The sequence below is a fragment of the Bradyrhizobium cajani genome, from assembly GCF_009759665.1.
Taxonomy (GTDB): Bacteria; Pseudomonadota; Alphaproteobacteria; order Rhizobiales; family Xanthobacteraceae; genus Bradyrhizobium; species Bradyrhizobium cajani.
Genome location: NZ_WQNE01000015.1, coordinates 18,342 through 41,272, shown reverse-complemented (window position 1 = coordinate 41,272; position 22,931 = coordinate 18,342). Strand labels below are relative to the sequence as shown.

Genomic DNA, 22,931 nt, shown 5'->3' with positions numbered 1-22,931 from the left:
GGATTGCGCCATCATCACGCTGGCCGGTCCTCGCAATGCCTTTTCTCCGCCATGGCTCATATCGGATCCGCTATGAGCTCGATGGACCGGCGGACACGCCGGCCTATGTGCTCGTCAACGGACTGACGCAATATTCGGAGCTCTGGGGCAGCTACCGCGACGCGCTGATCGCGCGAGGCTTTCGTGTCGCGACCTTCGACCTGCTCGGCCAGGGTATCTCCGACAAGCCGGCGCTCTTCATCAATCAGGACGACCACGTGGCCGTGCTGCACCGCCTGATCGGCGAGCTTGGCGACGGTCCGATCTTCCTCAGCGGCATCAGCTTCGGTGGCCTGATCGCGCTGCGCTACGCCATCGAGCATGGCGCGCGGCTGTCCGGCCTTGTGCCGATGAGCTGCTTTGCGGAGCTTTCACCGCAGCTGCTCCTGATCGGCAATGCGTTGCGGACCGGGCTGATCCTCGGCGGCACCGGCTACCTCCAGGATCTGCTGCTGCCGATGAACCTGTCCGACCAATGGCTGAAACCACTGCTGGACAATCTCGACAGCGTGAAACGGCAGGGCTGGCTGGTCAACGACGTCTACGCCCTGCAAAACCTGATGGAGTCCTTCCTCGACTTCACGCCGCTGACGCCGCTTCTCTCCGCAATCGCCACGCCGACCATGATCCTGAACGGCGAGTTCGACTTCCTCACGCCGCGCGCGCTGCACGAGACCCTGCGTGTGGAAATTCCCAACAGTGCGCTTGTCATCATCCCCAGGGCCTATCACGCCTTCACGCTCGAGAAGGCCGCGCTCACCGCCGACCTCCTGGCGCGCTTCGCCGAGGACGTGATGGCCGGCCGCTGGCAGGGCAACAAGCAGGTCTTGATCGCACCGGAGGATGCCGGTGGAGAGTTTTCGCCGTTCCCGGCCGGGTACGACCATCTGCGCGCGATCCCGGTGCAGAGGACGGCGACATGAGTGCGTTCTTCGGACCGCTGGAAGCCGACGGGCGGGTGCCGCCGCGTCAGCAGACGCGCGCCGCCGCATTCCTGATCTCCGCCCACGGCGCGCTGGCCCGGCAATTCGCGCTCGCCCTCCCCGCCAGGTTCGATGCCGCCTGGCAGGCTGAACTGAACGCGCAGTTCTATCGCGAGAGCGAGATCGTTTCGCTGCTCATGCGTGCGACCGCATGGGTCCCCGACCTCGCGCTCTCCCACATGACCGTATCCTGGGAAATGGCCTGGCTCCCCGCGCCGGTCGACGGCATTGCCGACCATCCCCTCGCGCAGGCCATTCAGCTTTCGACCCTCGCGCATGCCGTTCACGCCGGAATACGGCCGGCGGCCCTGCTGCCGACCGAAGCGAACGCGAGCGATCCTTTCGTGATGGCGCTGCGCCGCATCGAATTCGAAAGCGGCCGGCAGTTGCAGGCGCAGATCCTGTTCCTGAAGGGGCCTGACCTCCTGCCGTTCCGCGATGCGGTCAGCGCGGCGCTCGAACGGCGGCATGCCGAGGTGCGCAGGCTCTGGCGCGAGACCCTGGAAAGCATCGGAATCGTCTCGTGCGAATGAGCCGGCAGCCTTGACGCAGATCAAAGCTGCGAGACAGCTCGCCCCCAACATCCATGCAAACTTCACCGACCGGAGCCCCCGACCATGAAGGCCGTTTCCGTCGAAGAAGCCGTTGCGATGATCCCGGCCGGCGCGAGCGTCATGGTCGGCGGTTTCATGGGTGTCGGGACACCGGAGCGCCTGCTCGACGAAATGGTGCGGCAGCAGAAATCCGGCCTGTCGCTGATCTGCAACGATGCCGCGATACCGGGCAAGGGCGTCGGCAAGCTGTTCGATGCGGCACTGGTGTCGCAGCTGACCGCGACGCATATCGGGCTCAACCCGAAGGCGCAGCAGCAGATGCTGGCGAGCCAGATCAAGGTCGATCTGGTCCCGCAGGGCACTTTCGTCGAACGTATCCGCGCGGGCGGCTGCGGCCTCGGCGGTGTGCTGACACCAACCGGCGTCGGCACGCTGGTCGCGGAAGGCAAACGTCAGATCGAAGTCGACGGCAAGGCGTTCCTGCTGGAAACCGCCATTCATGCCCAGTTCGCCCTAGTGCACGCCTTTCTCGCAGATTACCTCGGAAACCTCTCCTATGCGCTGACCGCGCGCAATTTCAATCCGATCATGGCGATGGCAGCCGACACGGTGATCGTGACGGCAGAGCATATCGTGCCGGTCGGGGTCATCGCGCCCGATCATGTCGTGACGCCGGCGCCGCTGGTCGATTACCTCATTGCGAACGGGTGACCCATGGACCCGCAGATCATCATCGCACGCCGCGTCGCCAAGGAACTGCGCAGCGGCAATCTCGTCAATCTCGGCATCGGCATTCCAACGCTGGTGGCCAACTACGTCCCGTCCGATCTCAAGGTCTTCTTTCAGTCCGAGAATGGCCTGATCGGCACCGGGCCCATTCCGGAACAGGGAATGGCGCATCCCCTGCTCACCGATGCCGGCGGCCGCCCGATCAGCGCATTGCCGGGAGCGGCCACCTTCGATAGCGCGATGTCGTTCGGACTGATCCGTGGCGGCCATGTCGATATCACCGTACTCGGCGGGCTTCAGGTCGATGCACACGGTCTTCTCGCCAACTGGATGATCCCGGGTAAGATGGTGCCGGGCATGGGCGGCGCGATGGACCTCGTCAGCGGCGCCAAGCGCGTCATCGTCGCCATGCAGCATGCGGCCAAGGGCAAGTCGAAGATCGTCGCCAAGTGCACGCTGCCGCTGACGTCGTCGCGGCCGGTGGACCTCGTCGTCACCGACATGGCCGTCATCGGCTTTCCCGACGGCAAGGCAACGCTCCTGGAAACCGCACCGGGCACGAGCATCGGCGAGGTGCTGGCGGTGACGGAGGCCGAGCTCGCCGTTCCCGACAGCGTGCCGGAAATGAAACTCTGACGAGGCTGACCATGCGGGTATTCGGCGATTTCAACGAGATCAAATCCGCCATTGGCACCGAGATCGGCGTCAGCGACTGGGTCGAGGTGTCGCAGGATCGCATCAACCAGTTCGCGGAAGCGACCTGCGACGAGCAGTGGATCCATGTCGACCAGGAACGCGCCAGCAAGGAGATGCCGGGCGGCAAGACCATCGCCCACGGCTTGCTGTCGCTCGCGCTCGCCCCGCTCTTCATCCGCTCGGTGATCGGCCTGAAGGGTCTGCGCAACACGCTGAACTACGGCGCCGACCGGATCAGATATCTGGCGCCGGTGCCGGCGGGCTCGAAACTGCGCGGCCGCGTTACGGTCGCCGAAGCCGAGGACGTGCCGCCGGACGGGCTGCGCGTGAACTACCATCTCGTGATCGAGATCGAAGGCGGCAAGAAGCCCGCCTGCGTCGCCGAGCTGATCGCCCTGCACTACCGCTGAACAAAAAAGTCGAAAAACAACCCCATGCACAGTAGCCAAGGGCTTGGCGACACAACGGTTTTCAATCGGCCAAGCGCGTTTGACACGTCGGGCAACACACTGGCAAACTGCCATCATCAGCCGCAACCGTTCCAGGCTGCGTGCGCCGACGGGGCGCCTCCCGGTTACGGTCGATCTCGCGTCAATCGATGATGTGGTAGCCGCCGTCGATGTAAAGCACGCCGCCGGTCATCAGCTTTGCGCCATCGAGAGCCAGGAATGCGGTGGCATTGCCGACGTCGTCGATGCTGACGAGGCTCCGTGCCGGTGCCTTGGATTGCGCCTTGTCCATGAGCTCGTCGAACTCCGGAATACCTGAGGCCGCACGCGTTGCCAGCGGGCCCGGAGAGATCGCGTGCACGCGGATTCCCTTCGGCCCGAGCTCGGCCGCGGCATAGCGAACGGCCGCTTCGAGCGCTGCTTTCGCCACGCCCATGATGTTGTAGTTCTCCACGACCATTTGACTGCCGTAATAGGTCATCGTGAACAGGGTGCCACCGTTCTTCATCAGCGGCTCGGCCAGATGGGCCATGCGCAGGAACGACCAGCAGGAGACATCCATGGTCTTGAGAAAGCCGTCGCGACCGACGTCGACCACGCGTCCGTGGAGCGCGTCCTTCGGCGAGAAGGCGATCGAATGCAGCAGGAAATCGAGCTGCCCCCATTCGTTCGCGATGCGCTCGAACACCGCCTCGGTCTGCCCCTCGACCATGACATCGAGCGGCATGAAGATCGTCGTCTCCAGTGCCTGCGCGAGCGGCTCGACATGTTTTTTGGCCCGATCGTTCAGATATGTGACCGCGAGATCGGCGCCGAGCGCGCGAAATGCCCGCGCGCAGCCCCAGGCGATGGACTGGTCGTTGGCGATACCGACAATCAGGCCCTTCTTTCCCTTGAGGGCCACCTTGCTGTCCGGGAATACGGGGATCATGACACCCTCTCTGATCGCGTGTTGTGGGATTGTCCGTTCATCAATAGCGCCAGCGTGTGCCGCGCGATCATCAGCTCCTCGTCGGTCGGAATGACATAGACGGGGACGCGGCTGCCGGCGTGCGAGATCAGCCTCGCGTGACGGGCGTTCTCGTCGGGATCAAGCACGGCACCGAGCCATTCGAGCTGCGCAACGATACGCGCGCGGATCGACGCGGAGTTCTCGCCGATGCCGGCCGTGAACACGAAAGCGTCCAGGCCTTGCAAGGCGGCGGCGAGCAGGCCGGCATTGAGGCCGATCCGGTAGACGAAATGGTCGATCGCAAGCCTTGCATACGGGTCCACGCTTGCCTCGAGTTCGCGCATGTCGTTGCTGACGCCAGAGAGGCCCTTCAATCCGCATTCGCGGTAGAAGAAGTCCTGCACCCTTGCGGCCGACATGCCCTTCTCGGACATCAGATAGAGCACCACGCCGGGATCGATCTGTCCCGGACGCGTTCCCATCGGCAGGCCATCGAGTGCCGTGAACCCCATCGTGCTCTCGACGCTGCGTCCGTCCTTGAGCGCGCACATCGAGGCGCCGCTGCCGAGATGCGCAACGATCACCCGTCCCTTCGCGATGCCGGACGCGACCCCAGGCAGGGTTCGGGCGATGTACTCGTAGGACAGCCCGTGAAACCCGTAGCGTCTTACCCCTTCGGCATGGAGCTGATGCGGGATGGCATAGTGGTCGGCGACGGCGTCATGGGTGCGGTGAAAGGCCGTGTCGAAGCACGCAACCTGCGGCAGCTTCGGAAAATTCTCCAGCAGCGAATGGATCGGCGCGAGATTGTGGGGCTGATGCAGCGGCGCCAGGGATACAAAACGTTCGAGCCGGCACACGACACCATGGTCGATCAGCACCGGCTTCGAATAGTCCGGGCCACCATGCACGACGCGATGACCGACCGCGATCGGCGTGACGCGCAGCTCGTCCCGCAGCCAGTCGCCGGCAACGGCCATGGCCGTCGGAACGTCAGACACGGCCTCGATGGGGTAGGCGCGATCGGCCAATGGATCGCCGCTTGCCCCGCTTGCCCGCAGGCGCGGCCGGCTGCCGATGCCGTCCATCTGTCCCTTGATCTGCCGGCGAAGCGTACCCTCGCCTTCGACCGAATAGACCTGGAACTTGACGCTGGAGGAGCCGGCATTGACGACGAGGATCGTATCCATGGCGATCACGCGGCAACTGTCGGTGCATTCTGGCGCCGCGCGTTTGCGTAGAGGGCTGCCACCGCGCAGGACGCCATTCGCGCGCGCGGCGAATCCGCGCGGGACGTCAGGACGACCGGAACGCGAGCGCCGAGCACGATGCCCGCACCGTCGGCCTTGGCGAAATAGGCGAGGTTCTTCGCGAGCATGTTGCCGGACTCCAGGTCCGGAACGACCAGGATCTGCGCGCGGCCGGCGACCTCGGATACGATCCCCTTGATCCGGGCCGCTTCCGGGTCGATGGCGTTGTCGAAGGCCAGCGGTCCATCGAGCAGTCCGCCGGTGATCTGCCCGCGATCGGCCATCTTGCAGAGAGCCGCGGCTTCGATCGTGGACGGGATTTTCGAAGTCACCGTCTCCACCGCCGACAGGATCGCAACCCGCGGCGCCTTGCCGAAACCCGTCAAGTTGTAGAGATCGATCGCGTTCTGGATGATGTCGCGCTTGGCGTCCAGATCGGGGAAGATGTTGATCGCGGCATCCGTGACGAAGATGGTCTCGGCATAGGCCGGTACGTCCATGATGAAGACATGGCTGATGCGCCGGTCGGTACGCAGGCCGCCGACCTTGGCGGTCACGGCCCGCATCAGCTCATCGGTATGCAGGCTGCCCTTCATCAGCAGTTCGCCCTTGGCGGCATGAATGAGCTCGACGCCCTTGGCCGCGGCGGCGTCGCTATGCGCGGCATCGACGATCTCGAACTTGGAAACGTCGAGATCGAACCTCGCGCCGGTGTCTCTGATCTTCCTCTCGGGGCCGACCAGTATTGGCCGGATGATCCCTGCGCTTGCGCTGTCGACGGCGCCGCGCAGTGACGTCTCGTCGCAGGGGTGCACCACGACGGTTGGCGTCGGCGGCACGGCTTTCGCCGCCGCGATCAGCCGATCATACTTGGTGCCGGACTGGCCTTGCGTCGTGTCAGCCGACATGATGTCACTCCCGATCCTGCCAATCCGCGTTACGACGCTCGTGCCTTGGAGTCGAAAGGGGCGACGTTCGACGTCGATTCCCCCTCACCGTCCAGGCCAAAAAGCCCTGCGACGCGCTCGAGACGATTGGCGCGCTCTCCGGTGACGTCCTCGCTCGCCGACAGCACCTCGCGCATCGCTGCGAAGGCGGCTCGGCGCTGGCTCATGTCGTCGGGCAATAGTTTCGGGATGGCGGCCAGCGCGCCGTCCCGGTCCAGCAGCAGCATGAAGAACTGTTCGCGCACCAGCAGCTTGAATTCCGAAAGCGTCATGCGGACGCCATGGTCGCGCCGCACCTGCCGCAACGCCTCGATGCTGCGCTCGTCCACCATGCCGCGGGCGGAGCCGACATAGAGTAGCGCACGGAGGGCCGCTTCGCGCAGTCCGCCCTGGCCGATGTGCGATTTCAACTCGGCGATCCGCGCCTCGAGCAGCGCGCGATGCTCCGGCGACATCTCGCGAAGACGCGAGGGCACGGAATTCGGATCGATGCCGACGGCCGCCTGGAGCACCGGCGAGCCATAGACATTCAGGAACATGGTCTCGCTCAACGCCTCCTGCGCGTCGCGCCAGCTATCGAGGGCATGGACGATCTGCTTCGACATCTGCTCCTGGAACGCCAGGAACGGATTGTCCTTCGAGGCCGGCCTGCGATTGTCCTCGATACGATCAGCGGCCGACTTGATGCCGGACATCCAGGGGTTCTGGCTGCTGAAGGCTTCATATTGCAGCCGTAACGGATGCATGTTGCGCGCCAGATCCGCCATTTGCGGCGTCACCATGCGCTTGACCCAGGGCTGGACGAACTTCTGATAGGCCGCGAGATTGAGCTCCGAGATACGCTTGGCCGCAGCAAAGCGCCGCTCATCCTCCGGCGAATTGCCGCCCATGGCGCGGATATCGTCCAGGGTACGGGCTTCGCAGCGCATCACCCACTGGCCTGCCGCCAGATCGGCATTGATCGTCTCGTCGCCGCGGGCCTCGAACGTGGCTTCATAAAGGCCCGGCGGCAGCACGTCGATCAAATCGATATTGCTGGAGAACTCCGCATGCTCCTTCTTCGCGACGCCGCCGGAGACGAAGATGCCGAGGTGGCCGATGCTCTCGTGAACAGTATAGACGATGGTCTGGCCATAGGCCCTGATCTCGTTGACATCGGCGTAGCAATCCAGAATCCAGTCCAGCGCCTGCTGCGGCGGGGTGACGTTGTCGCCCTTGGAGCAGAACACCACGATCGGCGAGCGGATGTTGCGCAGATCGACCTTCTGGCCGTCCGACATCTCGATCCGGCCGGCGGCGAGATTGTTGCCGATGAACAGCTCGTCGACGATGAACTGGATCTCCTCGGCATTGAGGTTGACGTGCCCGCCCCACCAGCGTTCGAAATCCAGATAGCGCTCGGCCTCGGTATCGACCTTGGAATAGACGTTGTATTGCTTGGTCCAGAGCGTGTTCGACGGGTTCTGGTTCTCGAAATTCTGAACCAGCCAGGCGCCGTCGAACTTGCCGGCGCCGAGGTCGCTCGTAAGCGCCGTGAGCCAGCTTCCGCCGAGCAGGCCGCCGGAGTAACGCATCGGATATTTGCCGTGCACGCCGGCCCAATAGGCCAGCGGCGCGCCGGCGATGATCAAGGGTCCGAACAGCTCGGGGCGCAGCGATGCCAGGATCATGACGGCCCAGCCCGCCTGGCAATTGCCGATCACGCAGGGCTTGCCGTCGGCGTCGGGATGGCGGCTGATGACCGTCTCGATGAACTTCGCCTCCGCGCGCGCGATGCGCTCGATCGTCTGGCCGGGCATAGGCTCGGGCAGGAAGCCGATGAAATAACAGGGATGTCCGGCATTCATCGCGACGCCGATCTCGCTGTCCGCCTTGAAGCCGCCAATGCCCGGGCCGTGGCCGGCACGCGGATCGACCACGACGAACGGCCGCCGCTTCATGTCGATCTCGACATCCTTGGGCGGAACGATTCGCACCAGCGCGTAATTGACCGGCTCGTCCAGCGTGCGGCCATCGGTGATTAATTCGGCGGCATATTGCAGGACATGCGGCGCGGTCTGCGCGACGTGCTCGCGATACTGATCGCCACGTCGGCGCATGATGTCCAGAAACAGCACACTGCGCTGTCCCGCATCGACCATGTATTCGACAGCGGAGGCAACGAGGCCAGACAGCGGGCCATCAGGCAGTTTCAGGTTTTCCATTGCCATGTTCGACCTCGCCGTGACAGGTCGTCATTCAAGGAGGCGGGTCGCGGCCGACGTTGATTTAGGTCAATGGTCGGCAATGTTGTGCACGATCGGCGCCGTGCGATCGATCCGAATCCAGGCAGCCCCCAGCTCCCACGCGACCGACAGGATGATCGGGCCGATGAAGAGGCCGATGATCCCGTGCGCGAGGGTTCCACCGATGACCCCGATCAGGATGACCAGTGTCGGGGTGGTGAGGCCGCGGCCCATGACCAGCGGTTTCAGCACGTTATCGAGGAGACCGACGGCGACGAGATAGACTGTGAGCAGCAACGCGGTGGTGACGTCCTTGTCCATCCAGATCCAGACGAGCACCGGAACAAGCACGAGCGCGGCGCCGATCTGCACAATCGACAGCAACAGCACGATGATCGCCAGGAGGCCGGCGCTCGGAAGACCGGCGAACTTGAAGCCGATACCGGCCAGAAGTGCTTGCACGACGGCAACGCCGATCACGCCCTGGGCGACCGCGCGGATCGTCGCGCCGGCAAGCTCCAGAAAATGTTCGCCCTGCTCCGGCACGATGCGAAACAGGAGGCCGCGGACCGCACCGACGAGCTGCGGGCCGTGAGGGAACAGGAAGCCGGCAACGAACACCGAGAGCAGGAACTGGAGCGTCCCGATCCCGGCATCGCCGGCAAAGGACAGCATCATCCCGGCAAGCGGCTTCAGATACGGCGCCACTTCGCGCAGTGCGGCGCGGATATTGGTGTAAGCCTCGTTCCAGAAATCGTGGAGCCATGGGCCGATCAACGGCCAGCCCTTGATCTGATCGGGGGCGGCCTGAAGCACGAGATCGCCGCTGCCGATCTGGGTCGCGAGGTCCCTGATCCCTTCGACAGCGCTGAGGCCGAGCCACGCGGCCGGACCGATGATCATTGCGAGGGTGACGAAGGTGAGAATGGCCGCGGCGGTCCGGGGCCGGCCGCCGAGACGTTTGGCGAGCCAGCCGAACGCCGGATAGAAAGCCACTGCAAGCACGGCGCTCCAGGTCAGGATCGCCACGAAGGGCTTGATGATGAGGAAGGTCCAGAGGATCAGCAGCGCCAGCAATCCGAGCCGGATCACCAGCTGGATGACGCCGTCGGTGGACAGGAGCTGGTGGAGCCTCTTCAAGCCGTGAAGTCCGTGTCCCGTGGAACGTCTCGCCGGGAAAAAGTAGCGGCCTTGTTCGCGCGGAAAGCTTGATCCAGATCAAGCGGCAAGCCGCGCGAAACGGCCTGATCGGCCAGGCCTCGCGAACAGTCGCTTCGCCGCCGATTGCAGTTGTGCCCCATGTGCCCGACAGCGAGTTACACACGCCGGGACCGGCTGCGTGATGGCACGCCGGTCCTGATCCGGGCGCTCCGCCCGGAGGACGAGGCTGCGATGCTGGCTGCGCTCGAGCAAACCAGCATGCGATCGCTCCAGCGCCGCTTCTTCACGCCAAAACGCCACTTCTCCGAGCGAGAGCGCACCTTCTTCATGGAGGTCGATTTCAAGGCGCATGTCGCGCTGGTCGCTTGCGTGGAAGATGCCGGCCGGAGCGTCATCGTCGGTGGCGGCCGCTATATCGTATCGGAGCCCGGCTGCGCCGAGCTTGCCTTCGTCGTGATCGATTCCTGGCAAGGCCGCGGGATCGGCGCGATGCTGGCACATGACCTCGTCGCGCTCGCGCGGGAGGCCGGCTTGAACGAACTGATCGCCGACGTGCTGGCGGAGAACACCGCAATGCGCCGCGTGTTCGACAAGCTCGGCTTCAAGCCCGCGGCAAGGCATGACCCGGAGACGGTTCATTTGAGGTTGGTGCTGTCCTGATCGGGATCGTCCTTCTGAAGATGTCGGAGGCCAATGGGCCTCCCGCAAGCCTGGGACGTGTACTCATAAACGTCAGCTTACCTACACAAAGCGGAAGTCTCCCACCTTGAGCGTGATCGGCGGACCCGAAGCGGACGATCGCAGGTTCAGCATCCAGCGGATGGACGTGCCCCTAACATCAGGCTTAGACTTCGACTGCTCAATCTGCCCAGCACTATCTTAACGTGCGCTTGGAACGCATAGATCGATCCTTCGTTAGTCGACACGAAGGACGCTGACTTCACGCGATTGGATTATTCTCGTCCATGAACAAGGACCGGGAAAAGCGAATATTGGAAGAGCGCCTGGAGCGCTGCCGGCAGCTCTCCAAGGACTTTCCGAACGGCCTGACCGCAGAGCACCTGCGCCAGATTGAAGCCGCCATCGTCGACGACCTCAGAGCCCTTGAACAGCACTAAGCCCCTCCCTTTCTACCGGAACCAAGGGTTGGTACTGTGCGTTGCTGCGCTGCTCTTGAAAGTGACCTGTGAATCTAGGTCGCCCTTACCAGGCGACGGAACGCGGGGGTAGGTGAAGCAGATGCTTCGTATCCGACTCGTGATAGCAGATCGCCGTCCGATCGTGCTGCAGGGTTTTGCGCCGCTATTTGCGGCGGAGGGTGACTTCGAGGTCGTTGCGTCTTGCAATAACGGAGCCGACTGCCTCGATGCAGTTCGGAGATTGACGCCAGATGTCGCGCTTGTAGAGGACGGATTTTCTGACGTGACGGCGTCTGAGATGCTCGCCGCCGTCAATACCGAAAACCTTCCCACACGACTGGTCTTCTACACCGCATCCATTGCGCGGGGCGATCTCGCTGCCGCCATCGCAGCGGGTGCCTGCGCTGGGATTCCGATGCGCGAGGAGCCCGAAGCCTTGATGCAGGCCCTGAGGCTGGTGGCACCGGCCGCGGACCGGGTGGCTGCCCGCAAGGCACGCCATGGCACGTTTGGCGACAATGGGCTGACAGCGCTGACGGATCTGGAGCGCCAGATCATGCGTCTGGTCGCCTGCGGTATGTCGAACAAGGAGATTGCACGCCACCTCAAGGTCGCCACAGGCACCATCAACGCGCGAGTCGATCACCTATCTGCACAGCTTGAGATCAAAAACCGCAGAGAGCTCGCGACGTTCGCCCTGTCGCGCCTGTACGGCGGGGTCGGCGCGCTTGCAGCCCTGATTTGGGCAGTGCTAGATGACGCTCAACCCGCAAGCGCGGGCGCAGTTGATCACGCATATACCGATACTGTCACGGTGACGACCACAGACGGTACCGGCGCGGTCGTGACCATCAAAATCCTCCCCCAGAAGACGACCACTGCTCCAGACAAAACGGCCAGAGCCGGGGGCAAAACCGGCCGCGTTGAGAATTCTGTAGCTGACAGTCCGACGCGGGCCAGCAAGCTCATCGAATCCCGTACCGACATTGCCCCCAGCACGATCACGTTGCCGACGACCACCACTCCAAGGCTGGGCATAAGCAGTTTTGGTACGTTGGTATTGATGGCGATCGGAGTCTCGATTTACGAACTCCTTGCCAGCCCCGCGCAGGCGTTCACCTTTTCCGATAGCCCGAGCGATTTCTTAGCATCGGATGCCGCAAATGCTACCAGCGAATTTGCAGCTCTCAATATCGCTGGCGGCGTCGATGCAAGCCTCAATGGCTTCGACAACCCGGCCTGGCTCAATTCCGAAATACACGGTGAATCATTCGTCTTCGAGGGTGCCCGAGGCGATGCCGTCGGAAGCGGCGACGACTTTCAGATCATTGATGCAGCCGTGAACGAGGACAGTAAGGGCAGCGGCACCCCTCACGTTGGAGCCGGTGCGCTCGACGCTCTGGTTGATCACGGCGGCTTGGAACAGGCGGGCGGAACGGACCCGTCGAGGAGCGCTGAATGCGGCACCACACAGGCGACCGAAGTAGAAGGATTCAATCACGGGCAATCGCAGCGTGATTTGCATGCTTCGGAAGAAGGCGCAGCAAAGGGCAAGCCGCATGCTCAGCACGAGCCGCCGGGACAGGATCCCACTCAAAGGCAATCGCAGCGTGACTTGCATGTTTCGGAGGAAGGAGCCGCAAAAGGCAAGCCGCATGCCGAGCACGGGCCACCGGAGCGCGAATCCAATCGTGGACAATTGCATGGCGATGTAGACGCTTCAAAGGACGCCTCCGAAGCCGGCAAGAAGCATGTCAAGGATGATGCACTGGGTAGCCATAGCAATTCCCACAAGTCGCAACCCGACTTGCACAAGGCGCATTCAAACGCTTCTGAAAATCTGCACGCGAGCGAGAATGCCGGTGGCAATAGCCAAGCTACCGATGACTCCGGTCCGACACAAACGGCGGCTGCGCCCGAGCTCGGAGATTCCTTTCATTTCAAGAATGACATGGCAGAGACCAAGCATTCGGATCATCTTGAGGATAACCACGGGCCGCATACCGATGAAAATGGGCTGCACAATGCCGGACATACTGGACTGGCGCTGATCCAGGATGCAGACCTGATTGCCCCCTCACACGCCGAGCAAAGCGCCGTTGATCACGCAAGAGGTGCTGAGCACCATCCGATGCATGATTATTTGGTCTAGCCGGCTGGACTCCCCCGGCACACCAGCATCGGTACTCGGGTTCGAGCGTTTTTCCGACCGGCGCGGGTTTATGAGTAACACGCCCTAGATGCTGCGATAGCGCTCGATCGACGAAAGATCAGGCACTATTCCGAGGCCCGGTGCCTGGTCCAATTCGACCGTGCCTTCCCTCACATTGAGGACCGGGCCACAAAGCAGATCACGCAACGGGTTGTCGTTGGCATCGACCTCCAGCCAGCCGTCACCACCAGCACCGGCGAGAAGATGCGCGGACGCAAGCAGGCCAAGGCCTCCGCCGAGATAGTGCGGACAGAACGTCTTGCCCGCCTTCAGAATGTCGCGCGCCAGTGGAGCGCAGACACTGAGGCCGCCCCATTTCGCGATATCGGGCTGAACCACGCCGAGCACATCTTCGGCCAGAACCTGCCTGAAGCCTTCGGCGCTCGAGATGTTTTCGCCGGCGGCGATCGGCATTGTCGCGCCGGCGCGCAGCTTGCGCCACTCCTCGCGCGGCCGATCGGCCCGGATGGGCTCCTCCAGCCAGCGCAGATCGAAGTCGGCCAGCCGCGGCAGCATCTCGAGCGCCTGCACGACCGACCAGCCCTGATTGGCGTCGGCGGCAAGCATGCCGGCGCCGGCGATCGCGCGCAGTGCGGTGAGATTAGCAAGGTCGGTCTCGGCGCCGAACCCGACCTTCAGCTTCAATGCCCGGTGGCCACGCGCGAGCGCGGCTTCGGCCGTTCGCGCGGCGCCGCCGGGATTGATGCCGCTGGCATAGACCTTGATCTTGCTCGACCGGCCGCCGAGGAGCCGCCACAATGGCAAGCGCTGGCGGCGCGCCGCGATATCCCATAGCGCGAGATCGATCCCCGCAATCGCCTGCGCGAACGGACCCGGCTCGCCGCATTGAAGCGCGAGCACCTCGGTGCCCTCGGTCAGAGCCTCGAAGGCCTCGGCGGGGCCGTCGAATTTGCGTCCGACGAGGCCCGGCGCCAGCACCTCGTTGATCAGGCGCGAGCGATGCTCCGCGCCCGGCGCTGGGAAGTTGGACCAGGCTTCACCCCATCCCTCGACGCCGTCTTCGTCGATGACGCGAACGAAGACGGCGGGACGATTGAGCATCTTGCCGAACGACGTCACCACCGGCGTCGCCAGGGGATAGCGATAACAGAACGCCTCGACCGAACGGATCGTGAAGCTGTCAGTCATGTTGCGGATCCTGCGACCGGGATGAGACCATGCGAAGCCGCCACCATCTCAGTAGGCGCGCGCGAAGTCACCTTCCTGCTTGATATCAGCAAACCCCGGAAAGCGCGCCTTCCATGGCGTGCCCTTGGCCGTCGTCAATTTGTTGAGGCGCTCCAGCACGCCGAGGCCATCCTTGCGCAGGCTTGCCGAGACCGCCGCGCGATCCGGGAAATTCTTCAGGACGGCGTCGAGCCAGATGGTGCGGCCGGCGAGGAAGCCGCTGGCGCCTGCGGCATAGGAGTACTCGAGCACGCGCTCGAATTTCTCCGGCGCGGCGCCGCCCGACAGCAACACCCAGGGGATGCTGCGTTCGCGGCAGATGTCGCCGATCGCGTCGAACTCCTTCTGTGCGGCTTTGGCTGCCTCGCTGCCGTCACGGGCGGGCAGACTGTTGGCCGCAAGCGGGCTCTCCAGCTTGAGGAGATCAACGCCATATTCCGGCTTGGCAAATTCGCGCACGCTCTCGATCACCAGACCCGGAAGCTTGCCCGGCGATTCCACATAATCGGCGGTGTGATTGGCACTGCCGAGGAACGGATAGACCAGCAGTTCCAGGACATAGGGAATGTCGTGGCGGGCGCAATCCTGCCCGATCTCCTGGACAAAGCGCTTCTGATGCTCGTTCACGGCGGGATCGGCATCCGGCCGATACCACGCCAGCACCTTGACGGCGTCGCCGCCCATGGCGCGGATCTTCTCCACGCTCCAATTGGTGATCGCGCGCGACTTGCGGCCGCCCGGCGTCTCCTCGACGCGGTGCTCCTCGAGCGTCATTATGAGACCGCAGCGCGGCGGCAACAGATCGATCGCCGCCGGCACCGCAAAGTTCGGGTCGAACAGCATCGAGCTGCAATGCGGGGCGAGGTTCTCGACGAGGAGGCGCTTGGCCGCCGTGACGTCGGAATATTCGACCTGATCCCGCGTGATGCCCTTTGCTTTCGCGATGGCATCGAACAGCGGTGGCCGCTGATCCAGCGCGACCATGCGGAAGTGACCATCCGCATCAGCCAGACGCGCCAGGCCGCGGTTCTTTCCAATCGTTCTCATGGCTTCGTCCTCATGAATGCAAGACACTCGTTGATGGTGGGGATTCCGTTGCGTCCGCCGGCATGGCGGCATTTCATCGCGGCCGTCGCCGCCGAAAACGCCATGGCTTCACGCACATCGAGGCCGGCCCCGATCGCGAGCGCATAGGCACCGTGGAAGACGTCGCCGGCACCCGTGGTGTCGACGACGTCGACGGTATAAGCGGCCTGCCGATGCAGCTGGCCGTTCCCGTACCAGCTCACGCCTCCCTCGCCGCGGGTGACGGCGATGACGCGGCAGCCGAAGCGCGCGAGGGCTGAGAGAGATTCGTCCTGAGCCGATCCGGCGAAAGATGTGAGTGCCGGCTCGGAGAAGATCGCGTGGTCGGTCAAGGGCAGCAACCGCTCGAACACCTCCGCGTCGGCCACGTCACCGTCGAGCACCGTCGGAATGCCGCGCGCCCGCGCCTCGCGGAACAAGGTCGCGGCACCTTCGACCCAGCGCGGATCGGCCAGCACGGCAGATGCGCGCGCGACGGCTTCGAGCGGAAGCCAGTCCGCGGCTTCCGGGTAAAGGCCGCGGAAGTTGACGATCTGGCGCTCACCTGAGCTGTCGACGATGATCCCGGAGACCGACGAACGGCCATCGGCAAACAGCCGGAAATTCTCGACATCGACGCCTTCGGAGACGAAGGCCGAATTCATCTCATGGCCAGCGGCATCGTTTCCTGCCCGCCCCCAGAACGCGACGGAGGCGCCGAGCCGCGCCACCGCGACCGCGGCATTGGCGGCCATTCCGCCGCCGAGCGTGCCGTATCCGGTGGCCTTGATCTTCTCGCTTTGCCCCGCGAACAGACGATCGACGCGCCAGACCTGGTCGAGCGCGGACAGCCCGAGGCAGATCACGTGCACGGGCTTCGTCCCGGACGCCACATCCGCCAACGCCGACAGATCGCCGATGCTCGATGCCGGGCTCACCGCAGAACCTGTCCATTGGCAGCGTCGAACAAATGCGTCTTGCCCGGTTGCGGGCGCAGGCTGAGCCGATCGCCGACTTTCGGCCGCAGCGCCGGATCGACCCGTGCGATGGCGGAGGCGCCGGCGAGATCGAAGTGGATCAGCGTATCCGAGCCGAGCGGTTCGACCAGCTTGACGTTGATGGCTATGCCGTCGGTCGCGTCAGGGGCCACCGCAAAATGTTCAGGACGAATTCCGAGCACGGCGCTACCCGCCTGCCGCAGCAGCGCTGCGGCCTCGCCATTGAGCGGCAGTACCGTTCCGCCCTGTGAAAGGATCGCGCGCTCCTGCCGCCACTCGACCGGGAAGAAGTTCATCGCCGGTGAGCCGATGAAGCCGGCGACGAACTGGTTGGCGGGCCGCTCGTAGACCGTCTCCGGCGTGTCGTATTGCTGGATCGTGCCGCTCTGGAGCACCACGATCCGGTCGGCCATGGTCATGGCCTCGATCTGGTCGTGGGTGACGAAGACCATGGTGGTCTTGAGCTCCTGCGACAGCGCCTTGATCTCGGCGCGCACCTGCCCGCGCAGCTTCGCGTCGAGGTTGGACAGCGGCTCGTCGAACAGAAACGCCTTCGGATTGCGGACGATCGCGCGCCCCATCGCGACGCGCTGGCGCTGACCGCCGGACAATTCCTTCGGCTTGCGGTCGAGATACGGCTCGATGTGCAGCAGCGCCGCCGCGCGCTTCACCCGCGCGTCGATCTCCGCTTTCGGCGTGCCCCGCAGCTCCAGCGCAAAGGACATGTTGTCGTAGACGCGCATGTGCGGATAGAGCGCATAATCCTGGAACACCATCGCGATGTCGCGCTGTGCGGCCTGAACGCCGTTGACGCGCTTGTCGCCGATATAGAGGTCGCCGGACGAGATCGGCTCGAGGCCCGCAATGATCCGCAGCAGGGTCGACTTGCCGCAGCCGGACGGGCCGACGAAGACGACGAATTCATGGTCCGCGATCTCCAGGTTGAGATCGGGGATCACGGTGAAATTGCCGTAGCGCTTGACGAGGTTGCGGATCGAGATCGAGGCCATGATCGCTCAGTCCAGTGCCAGAACGGGCTTGATGAGCTCGCCCCTGGCGAAGCGCGCGAAATTCTCCGGCAGAGCCGACAGGCCGAACTCGCCGTCGACGAGGACGCGGTATTGGTCCCTGTACTTGCGCAGCAGCTCGACATTCGGCTCGAAATCCGAGACCGGGAAGTAGAAGGTGCGGATCATGTAGAAGTCCTTGCGGCGGAACACCTTGCCTTCCTCGATGGTCCAGGGCGCGGCGTTCTCGCCGACCAGCACCAGCGCGCCGCGCGGCAGGACGAGCTCGATGCCGAGATTGCGCGCGGCATGGGCGCCGGAGCATTCCATGATGAGCGCGAAGCGCTTCGAGGTATCGCCCACCGGATGCGCCTTCGCGCCGAAGGACTGGGCGATCTTCAGGCGCGATGCGTTCGGATCGACGGCGTAGATGTCATCGTAGCCGAGCGCGCGAAGCGCCAGCACGACGCCGAGGCCGACAGGCCCCGCACCCATCACCAGCACCGGCCCTGCCTCGCCCGGCGGCACCACGCGGTTGACGAAGCGCACGGCGTGGCCGGACGTGCCGATGGTGTCGAGCAGCAGCGGTGCAAGGCTGTCCTCGATGTCGTCGGGCACCGGCAGCAGACAGTTTTCCGGCACCGGCACGTATTCGGCATAACCGCCGGGCCTGTTCCAGCCGATCAGGCTGGAGACCTCCAGGCACATCTGGGTATCGCCGCGCTTGCAGGCGGCGCAGTGGTCGCAGTGCAGTGGAATATAGACCGCGCAGCGGCGGCCATGCAGTCGGTGGCCGGGCTGCTCGACCACGCCGAAGATCTCGTGGCCGGCAGTGAATTCGGCGCCCTTGTGCCAGAGCTTGAAGTCCGAACCGCACAGCGCGGTGCGCGAGACCCGCACCAGCACCTCGCCGGTGCCGACGTCCGGCATCGCCACACGCTCGATGGTGATGCGGTCGTTGCCGTGGAAGACCGCGGCCTCCATGATCGCATTCGGACGGGGTGATACATTCATCAGATAACTAGCCTTTCACCGCACCGAGCGTCAGCCCGGACACCAGCCAGCGCTGCACGAGAGCCGCCAGCACCAGCGGCGGCAACGCGATCAGCGTCGCAGCCGCCATCAGCGCACCCCATTGCGTCGAACCTTCGCCGATGAAGTTGAAGGCCGCCGCGATCAGCGTCTTGCTGTCGCCATTCGACAGCACCAGCGCAAACAGGAAGTAGTTCCAGGAAAACACGAAGGCGAGGATTGCCGAGACCGCGATGCCGGAGGCGACCAGCGGCAGCGCGATCCGCCAGAGGATGCGCGTGACGCTGCATCCGTCGACCTGCGCCGCCTCGAAGACGCTGCGCGGGATGCCGTCGAACGACGGCAGCAGCACCCAGATCACGATCGGCAACGTGATCACCGCGTGGCTGAGGATCAACGCGGTGTACGAGCCGATCATGCCGATCTGCCGGAACATCACGTACCACGGCAGCAGGAACAGCGTGCCCGGCGCCATTCGTGCCGCCAGCGTCAGGATCGCCGGCCAGGAGATCCGCGTCCAGGAGACCGTGAAGGCTGCCGGGATACCGAACAGCAACCCGAGCGCCGTCGAGCCGATGGTGACAATGAGGCTGTTGAGGGCGTAGCTCAGGAACGGCGTGGTCTTCGTCAGCTCGACATAGTTGTCCAGTGTCGGCGTGAACACCAGCGTCGGCGGATAGGCCGTGACCTCGAAGGAGGGTTTGAGCGACGACAGGACCATCCAGACCGTCGGCGTCATGATGATGATCCCCGCCAGCACCAGCTGCAGCAGGTTGAGACGGCGGATCCAGCGGTCGGTGGTGGGCGCATCCATCATCGTTCCACCTACCAGGCGACCGCGCCGCGCAGGCGGTTGCAGGCGAGCACCGCGCCGAACACGATCGCGGTCAGGGTCAGCATCAAGGCGCTGGCATAGCCGATGTTGAAGAATTCGAATCCGACCCGGAAGCCGTAGATGTTGAGCGTATTCGACGCGTTGCCGGGGCCACCCTGGGTCGTGATGTAGATGATGTCGAAGAAGCGCAGCAAGTCGACGCTGCGCAGGATCGCCGCGGTGACGATGGTCGGCAGCAGCAGCGGCAGCGTGATCCGCTGGAAGGTCTTGAACGGGGACGCGCCGTCGATCTGCGCCGCCTCGTAGACGCTGGGCGGCAGCGACTGGAGGCCGCCGAGCACGATCAGCGCGACGTAGGGCGTCCACTGCCAGGTATCGATCAGCGCGACCGTCGGAATGACCCAGGTCGGCGACGCCAGCCATTCGGACGGCGGCAGGCCGAGCGATTGCAGGATGTAGTTGGCCGCGCCGAGCGACGGATCGAGGATGACAAGCCACATCATGCCCGCGACCACCGGCGGCATCATGAAGGGCGAGATGAACAGCGAGCGCACGATGCCCGGCAGGCGCTTGGCGTGGAACAGGACCAGGGCGAGCCAGACGCCGAGCACGAGTTGCAGCGCCAGCGAGAGCACATAGAGAGCAATGGTCACCCAGAGGCCGTGCCAGAACTCATGGTCGGATACGAGCCTGGCGTAGTTCGCCAGGCCGACATAGGATTGCTTGCCGGTCGACGAAAAGCTCTGGAAGCCGAGCCAGACGGTATAGATCACCGGAAACGCGATCATCGCGACAGTGAAGACCACCGCCGGCGCCGAGAGCGCCGACAGTTCCAGCCTTTGCCGGTCGTGCGTCAATGTCGCAGCCGCGTCCGACATACCTGCATTCCTCGATTCAATCGGCGCCGGCCGCGTGAAGGCGGCCGGCGTTCGCTGCCGTTACTTCTGCGCAATCAGTGCATCGAGCGCCTTGTCGGCGTCCGCGCAGGCCTGATCGACGGTCTTCTGCTTCAGGATCAGGTCCTGCACGGCCTGGCCGATGAATTCGCGCGACTCGGGATTGGCGACGATGGGATAGCCGACCTCGGAGGAGCCCTTCGTTGCGAGCACGTCGAGCGCCGCCTGCCACTCCTTGCGCACCGGCTCCTCGTCGATCCACTTGCGGTATTCGGGATCGCTCGCGACCGAGGGCCGCGGCGGCGCAATGCCCTGGAGCGCCATCTTCTTCTGGACGGCCGGGCTTGTCGCCCATTGCACGAAGTACCAGGCCGCATCCGGCTGCTTGCTGTGCGAGGAAACGGCCATGCCCCACCCGATCACGGTCGGCACCTGCCCGGCCTCGCCGGCCGGGAATGGGATCAGGGCGGTATCCTTGAGGCGGGCGCCGCCGTCCATCACGGTGCGCAGCTCGTTGGAGGATTCGAACGACATCGCCGCCCGGCCGCTGCGATAGAGCGCCGAGATCTGCTGGAAGCTGTAGTTGACGACACCGGGCGGGCCGAAGTCGCGCAACAGCCGGCTATAGGTGTCGAGCGCCTCCTTGCCCTTGGCCGAGCAGAGGTTCGACTTGCCGCCGGCGACATAGCTGCCGCCGATATTGTGCAGCATGTTGCTGAAGGTGTAGGCGATCGCCGGCTTCAGGCCACGCGAGACGAATGGCGTGACCGAGCTGTCGCACGCCTTGATCTTCTCGGCTGCCGCCTGAACATCCTTGATCGTCTTCGGCTGCTCGATTCCGCACTTCTTGAAGATGTCGGTGCGGTAATAGAAGATCGGCCCCTCGATGTTCATCGGCATGCTGGTCAGCTTGCCGCCGAAGGTCGCCGCCTTGAGCAGGGCCTGGCTCAGTCCGGCCGGATCGTACTCCTTCGCCACGTCGTTCTTCGCCATGGCCGAGAGATCGGCATACCAGCCGGCCGCGGCGAACTGCTCGCCCTCGCGCGAGGGCAGCGTCATGAACACGTCGACCTCGTCGCTATGCGCGTTCATCACGGTGACCAGGCGCTGGCGCATCTGCTGCTCCTGGTAGCCGTCGACCTTCAAGGTCATGCCGGTCTGCTTCTCGAAATCGTCCTTGTAGGCGAGCAGCGCCTGCGCGACCGGATTGTTGTTGGCGAGAAACGTGACGGTCTTGCCCTGGAATTTCTTCCAGTCGAAATCCGCCGCGCGCCCATCGCTGCAGACTGCGAAGACCGCAAGGGCCGGCAACGCGACGCGCGCCGCAAACATCCTGGCGTTCATTGAACTCCTCCCTGACCCGGCTTGTCCGCCTACCCGGCAGCGCCGTTCTGACAGCACCCTTCTGAAAACGGTTACATCCTAAACTTCATCTCACCTCTGTCAAGCGATGGACAATCTGTCCAGACTGCGGCATCATCGTAGAAATTTTGCTTCTGCGAACCTCGAACCGCGACTGTAACGTTACATCCATGGATCTGCCGGCTGCCAGATCAGCAAAGCAAGGCATCCGCGCCGTCGCGGCCCGGGCCGGCGTGTCGACGGCTTCGGTCTCACGTGCGCTCAATAACCCCGACGCGGTGAGCCCGTCGCTGCGCGCGCGCATCGCGCAGGCGATCGAGGCCGTCGGTTACATCCCGCATGCGCCGGCCCGCATCCTGTCGTCGCGACGGTCACGTACGCTCGGCGCGATCGTACCGACGATCGACAACACCATGTTCGCGCGCGGCATCGCTTCGCTGCAAAAATATCTCTCGTCGGTGGGGTACATGCTGTTCCTCACCACGAGCGGCTACGATCTCGACGTCGAGCTGCAGCAGGCGCGCAATCTGATCGGGCGCGGCGTCGACGGCCTGGTGCTTCGTGGCGATTGCCATCACGACGGACTGCGCAAGCTGCTCGCGGACAATGCGGTGCCCTTCATCAACGTCGGCATCTATCAGCCGGATCGGCCCTACCCTTGCGTCGGCACCAACAACGAGGCCGCGGCGCATCGTGCCGCGATGCACGTCATCGAGCTCGGCCATCGCCGGATCGGGATCGTGTCCGCTCTCCAGCGCAACAACGACCGCGCAAGCGCGCGAGTCGCCGGGTTCCGCCGGGCGTTGACCGAGACCGGGCTGACACTTCCCTCGCAATGGCATGTCGAAGTGCCCTACACGCTCGACGATGCGAGGGAAGCCGCGCGCTATCTCCTCAGCCTGGAAGACCGGCCCACGGCGGTGGTCTGCGGCAACGACGTCATCGCCTATGGCGTGCTGCTCGAGGCGGAGCGCAGCGGCTTTTCGGTGCCGCGTGACCTGTCGGTCGTTGGTTTCGACGATCTCGACTGGAGTCGCCATCTGCGGCCGAGCCTGACCACCATTCACGTTCCCACCGGCGAAACCTGGCAGCGCGCCGGCGAATATCTGGTCCGAAGCCTCGCGGGCGAACAGACCATCATGCATCACGAGGTCGACTACTCGCTGGTCGTTCGTGAGTCGACGGCGCCGCCTTCAGGCACTTGAAGGAAAA

The 22,931-nt window shown here is 64.2% G+C and carries 22 protein-coding genes; 9 read left to right on the top strand and 13 right to left on the bottom strand.

Annotated features, from left to right (window positions below):
- The first annotated feature begins 35 nt into the window (after positions 1 to 35).
- The 5 genes from GPL20_RS19025 to GPL20_RS19005 all read left to right on the top strand — a co-directional run bounded on the left by GPL20_RS19025 (position 36) and on the right by GPL20_RS19005 (position 3,411).
- Complete coding sequence (locus tag GPL20_RS19025) at positions 36 to 962, top strand: alpha/beta fold hydrolase (protein ID WP_157331037.1); 927 nt, start codon at positions 36 to 38, stop codon at positions 960 to 962.
- The gene (locus GPL20_RS19020) at positions 959 to 1,555 is read left to right on the top strand and encodes a hypothetical protein (protein ID WP_157331036.1); all 597 of its coding nucleotides are present in this window, start codon (positions 959 to 961) and stop codon (positions 1,553 to 1,555) included. Before GPL20_RS19025 ends, GPL20_RS19020 begins: the two co-directional genes overlap by 4 nt.
- 84 nt (positions 1,556 to 1,639) lie before the next feature.
- Positions 1,640 to 2,287, top strand: a complete 648-nt coding sequence (locus GPL20_RS19015; protein WP_157331035.1) for a CoA transferase subunit A — start codon at positions 1,640 to 1,642, stop codon at positions 2,285 to 2,287.
- Between the two features lie 3 nt (positions 2,288 to 2,290).
- Positions 2,291 to 2,941, top strand: coding sequence for a 3-oxoacid CoA-transferase subunit B (locus GPL20_RS19010; RefSeq protein WP_157331034.1), 651 nt, complete (start codon positions 2,291 to 2,293; stop codon positions 2,939 to 2,941).
- Positions 2,942 to 2,952: 11 nt separating this feature from the next.
- Entirely contained in the window at positions 2,953 to 3,411 is a 459-nt protein-coding gene (locus tag GPL20_RS19005; protein ID WP_157331033.1) for a MaoC family dehydratase, read from the top strand.
- A gap of 181 nt (positions 3,412 to 3,592) precedes the next feature.
- Here GPL20_RS19005 and fabI read toward each other — a convergent pair whose 3' ends face one another.
- The 5 genes from fabI to GPL20_RS18980 all read right to left on the bottom strand — a co-directional run bounded on the left by fabI (position 3,593) and on the right by GPL20_RS18980 (position 9,964).
- Complete coding sequence (gene fabI / locus GPL20_RS19000) at positions 3,593 to 4,381, bottom strand: enoyl-ACP reductase FabI (protein ID WP_157331032.1); 789 nt, start codon at positions 4,379 to 4,381, stop codon at positions 3,593 to 3,595.
- Positions 4,378 to 5,592, bottom strand: coding sequence for an acetate/propionate family kinase (locus GPL20_RS18995; RefSeq protein ID WP_157331031.1), 1,215 nt, complete (start codon positions 5,590 to 5,592; stop codon positions 4,378 to 4,380). The genes fabI and GPL20_RS18995 overlap by 4 nt, the downstream gene beginning before the upstream one ends.
- Positions 5,593 to 5,597: 5 nt before the next feature.
- Positions 5,598 to 6,560, bottom strand: a complete 963-nt coding sequence (locus GPL20_RS18990; protein ID WP_157331030.1) for a phosphate acetyltransferase — start codon at positions 6,558 to 6,560, stop codon at positions 5,598 to 5,600.
- Between the two features lie 29 nt (positions 6,561 to 6,589).
- Entirely contained in the window at positions 6,590 to 8,809 is a 2,220-nt protein-coding gene (locus GPL20_RS18985; protein ID WP_157331029.1) for a DUF3141 domain-containing protein, read from the bottom strand.
- Between the two features lie 63 nt (positions 8,810 to 8,872).
- Complete coding sequence (locus tag GPL20_RS18980) at positions 8,873 to 9,964, bottom strand: AI-2E family transporter (RefSeq protein ID WP_157331028.1); 1,092 nt, start codon at positions 9,962 to 9,964, stop codon at positions 8,873 to 8,875.
- 159 nt (positions 9,965 to 10,123) lie between these two features.
- On the opposite strand from GPL20_RS18980, the gene GPL20_RS18975 reads away from it, so the two are divergent.
- From GPL20_RS18975 to GPL20_RS18965, 3 genes are all read left to right on the top strand, one after another.
- On the top strand, positions 10,124 to 10,645 hold the full coding sequence (locus GPL20_RS18975) for a GNAT family N-acetyltransferase (RefSeq protein ID WP_157331027.1): 522 nt from the start codon (positions 10,124 to 10,126) through the stop codon (positions 10,643 to 10,645).
- A gap of 305 nt (positions 10,646 to 10,950) precedes the next feature.
- Positions 10,951 to 11,103: a hypothetical protein gene (locus tag GPL20_RS18970; protein WP_157331026.1), complete on the top strand. Its 153-nt coding sequence runs from the start codon at positions 10,951 to 10,953 to the stop codon at positions 11,101 to 11,103.
- Positions 11,104 to 11,224: 121 nt separating this feature from the next.
- Positions 11,225 to 13,276: a LuxR C-terminal-related transcriptional regulator gene (locus GPL20_RS18965; protein WP_157331025.1), complete on the top strand. Its 2,052-nt coding sequence runs from the start codon at positions 11,225 to 11,227 to the stop codon at positions 13,274 to 13,276.
- 84 nt (positions 13,277 to 13,360) lie between these two features.
- On the opposite strand, the gene GPL20_RS18960 is transcribed toward GPL20_RS18965, so the two are convergent.
- Genes GPL20_RS18960 through GPL20_RS18925 form a run of 8 tightly spaced genes read right to left on the bottom strand, consistent with a single transcriptional unit; the run spans position 13,361 to position 21,701 of the window.
- Positions 13,361 to 14,485, bottom strand: coding sequence for a mandelate racemase/muconate lactonizing enzyme family protein (locus tag GPL20_RS18960; protein WP_157331024.1), 1,125 nt, complete (start codon positions 14,483 to 14,485; stop codon positions 13,361 to 13,363).
- Positions 14,486 to 14,533: 48 nt separating this feature from the next.
- Positions 14,534 to 15,571: a tagatose 1,6-diphosphate aldolase gene (locus GPL20_RS18955; protein ID WP_157331023.1), complete on the bottom strand. Its 1,038-nt coding sequence runs from the start codon at positions 15,569 to 15,571 to the stop codon at positions 14,534 to 14,536.
- Positions 15,568 to 16,527, bottom strand: a complete 960-nt coding sequence (locus tag GPL20_RS18950; protein ID WP_254125317.1) for a sugar kinase — start codon at positions 16,525 to 16,527, stop codon at positions 15,568 to 15,570. Before GPL20_RS18950 ends, GPL20_RS18955 begins: the two co-directional genes overlap by 4 nt.
- The gene (locus GPL20_RS18945; RefSeq protein WP_157331022.1) at positions 16,524 to 17,597 is read right to left on the bottom strand and encodes an ABC transporter ATP-binding protein; all 1,074 of its coding nucleotides are present in this window, start codon (positions 17,595 to 17,597) and stop codon (positions 16,524 to 16,526) included. Before GPL20_RS18945 ends, GPL20_RS18950 begins: the two co-directional genes overlap by 4 nt.
- Before the next feature lie 6 nt (positions 17,598 to 17,603).
- Positions 17,604 to 18,608 (bottom strand): zinc-dependent alcohol dehydrogenase family protein, encoded by a 1,005-nt coding sequence (locus GPL20_RS18940; protein ID WP_157331021.1) that lies wholly within the window; start codon positions 18,606 to 18,608, stop codon positions 17,604 to 17,606.
- A gap of 7 nt (positions 18,609 to 18,615) precedes the next feature.
- A complete protein-coding gene (locus tag GPL20_RS18935) occupies positions 18,616 to 19,443 on the bottom strand; it encodes a carbohydrate ABC transporter permease (protein WP_157331020.1) in 828 nt (275 codons plus the stop codon).
- An 8-nt stretch (positions 19,444 to 19,451) separates the two neighbouring features.
- Positions 19,452 to 20,339, bottom strand: a complete 888-nt coding sequence (locus GPL20_RS18930) for a carbohydrate ABC transporter permease (protein WP_157331019.1) — start codon at positions 20,337 to 20,339, stop codon at positions 19,452 to 19,454.
- Positions 20,340 to 20,399: 60 nt separating this feature from the next.
- Positions 20,400 to 21,701 (bottom strand): ABC transporter substrate-binding protein, encoded by a 1,302-nt coding sequence (locus GPL20_RS18925; protein WP_157331018.1) that lies wholly within the window; start codon positions 21,699 to 21,701, stop codon positions 20,400 to 20,402.
- Between the two features lie 188 nt (positions 21,702 to 21,889).
- On the opposite strand from GPL20_RS18925, the gene GPL20_RS18920 reads away from it, so the two are divergent.
- Positions 21,890 to 22,924 carry a LacI family DNA-binding transcriptional regulator gene (locus GPL20_RS18920; RefSeq protein ID WP_157331017.1) on the top strand — a complete coding sequence of 345 codons (1,035 nt, stop codon included), beginning with the start codon at positions 21,890 to 21,892 and terminating at the stop codon, positions 22,922 to 22,924.
- The last annotated feature ends 7 nt before the right edge of the window (positions 22,925 to 22,931 follow it).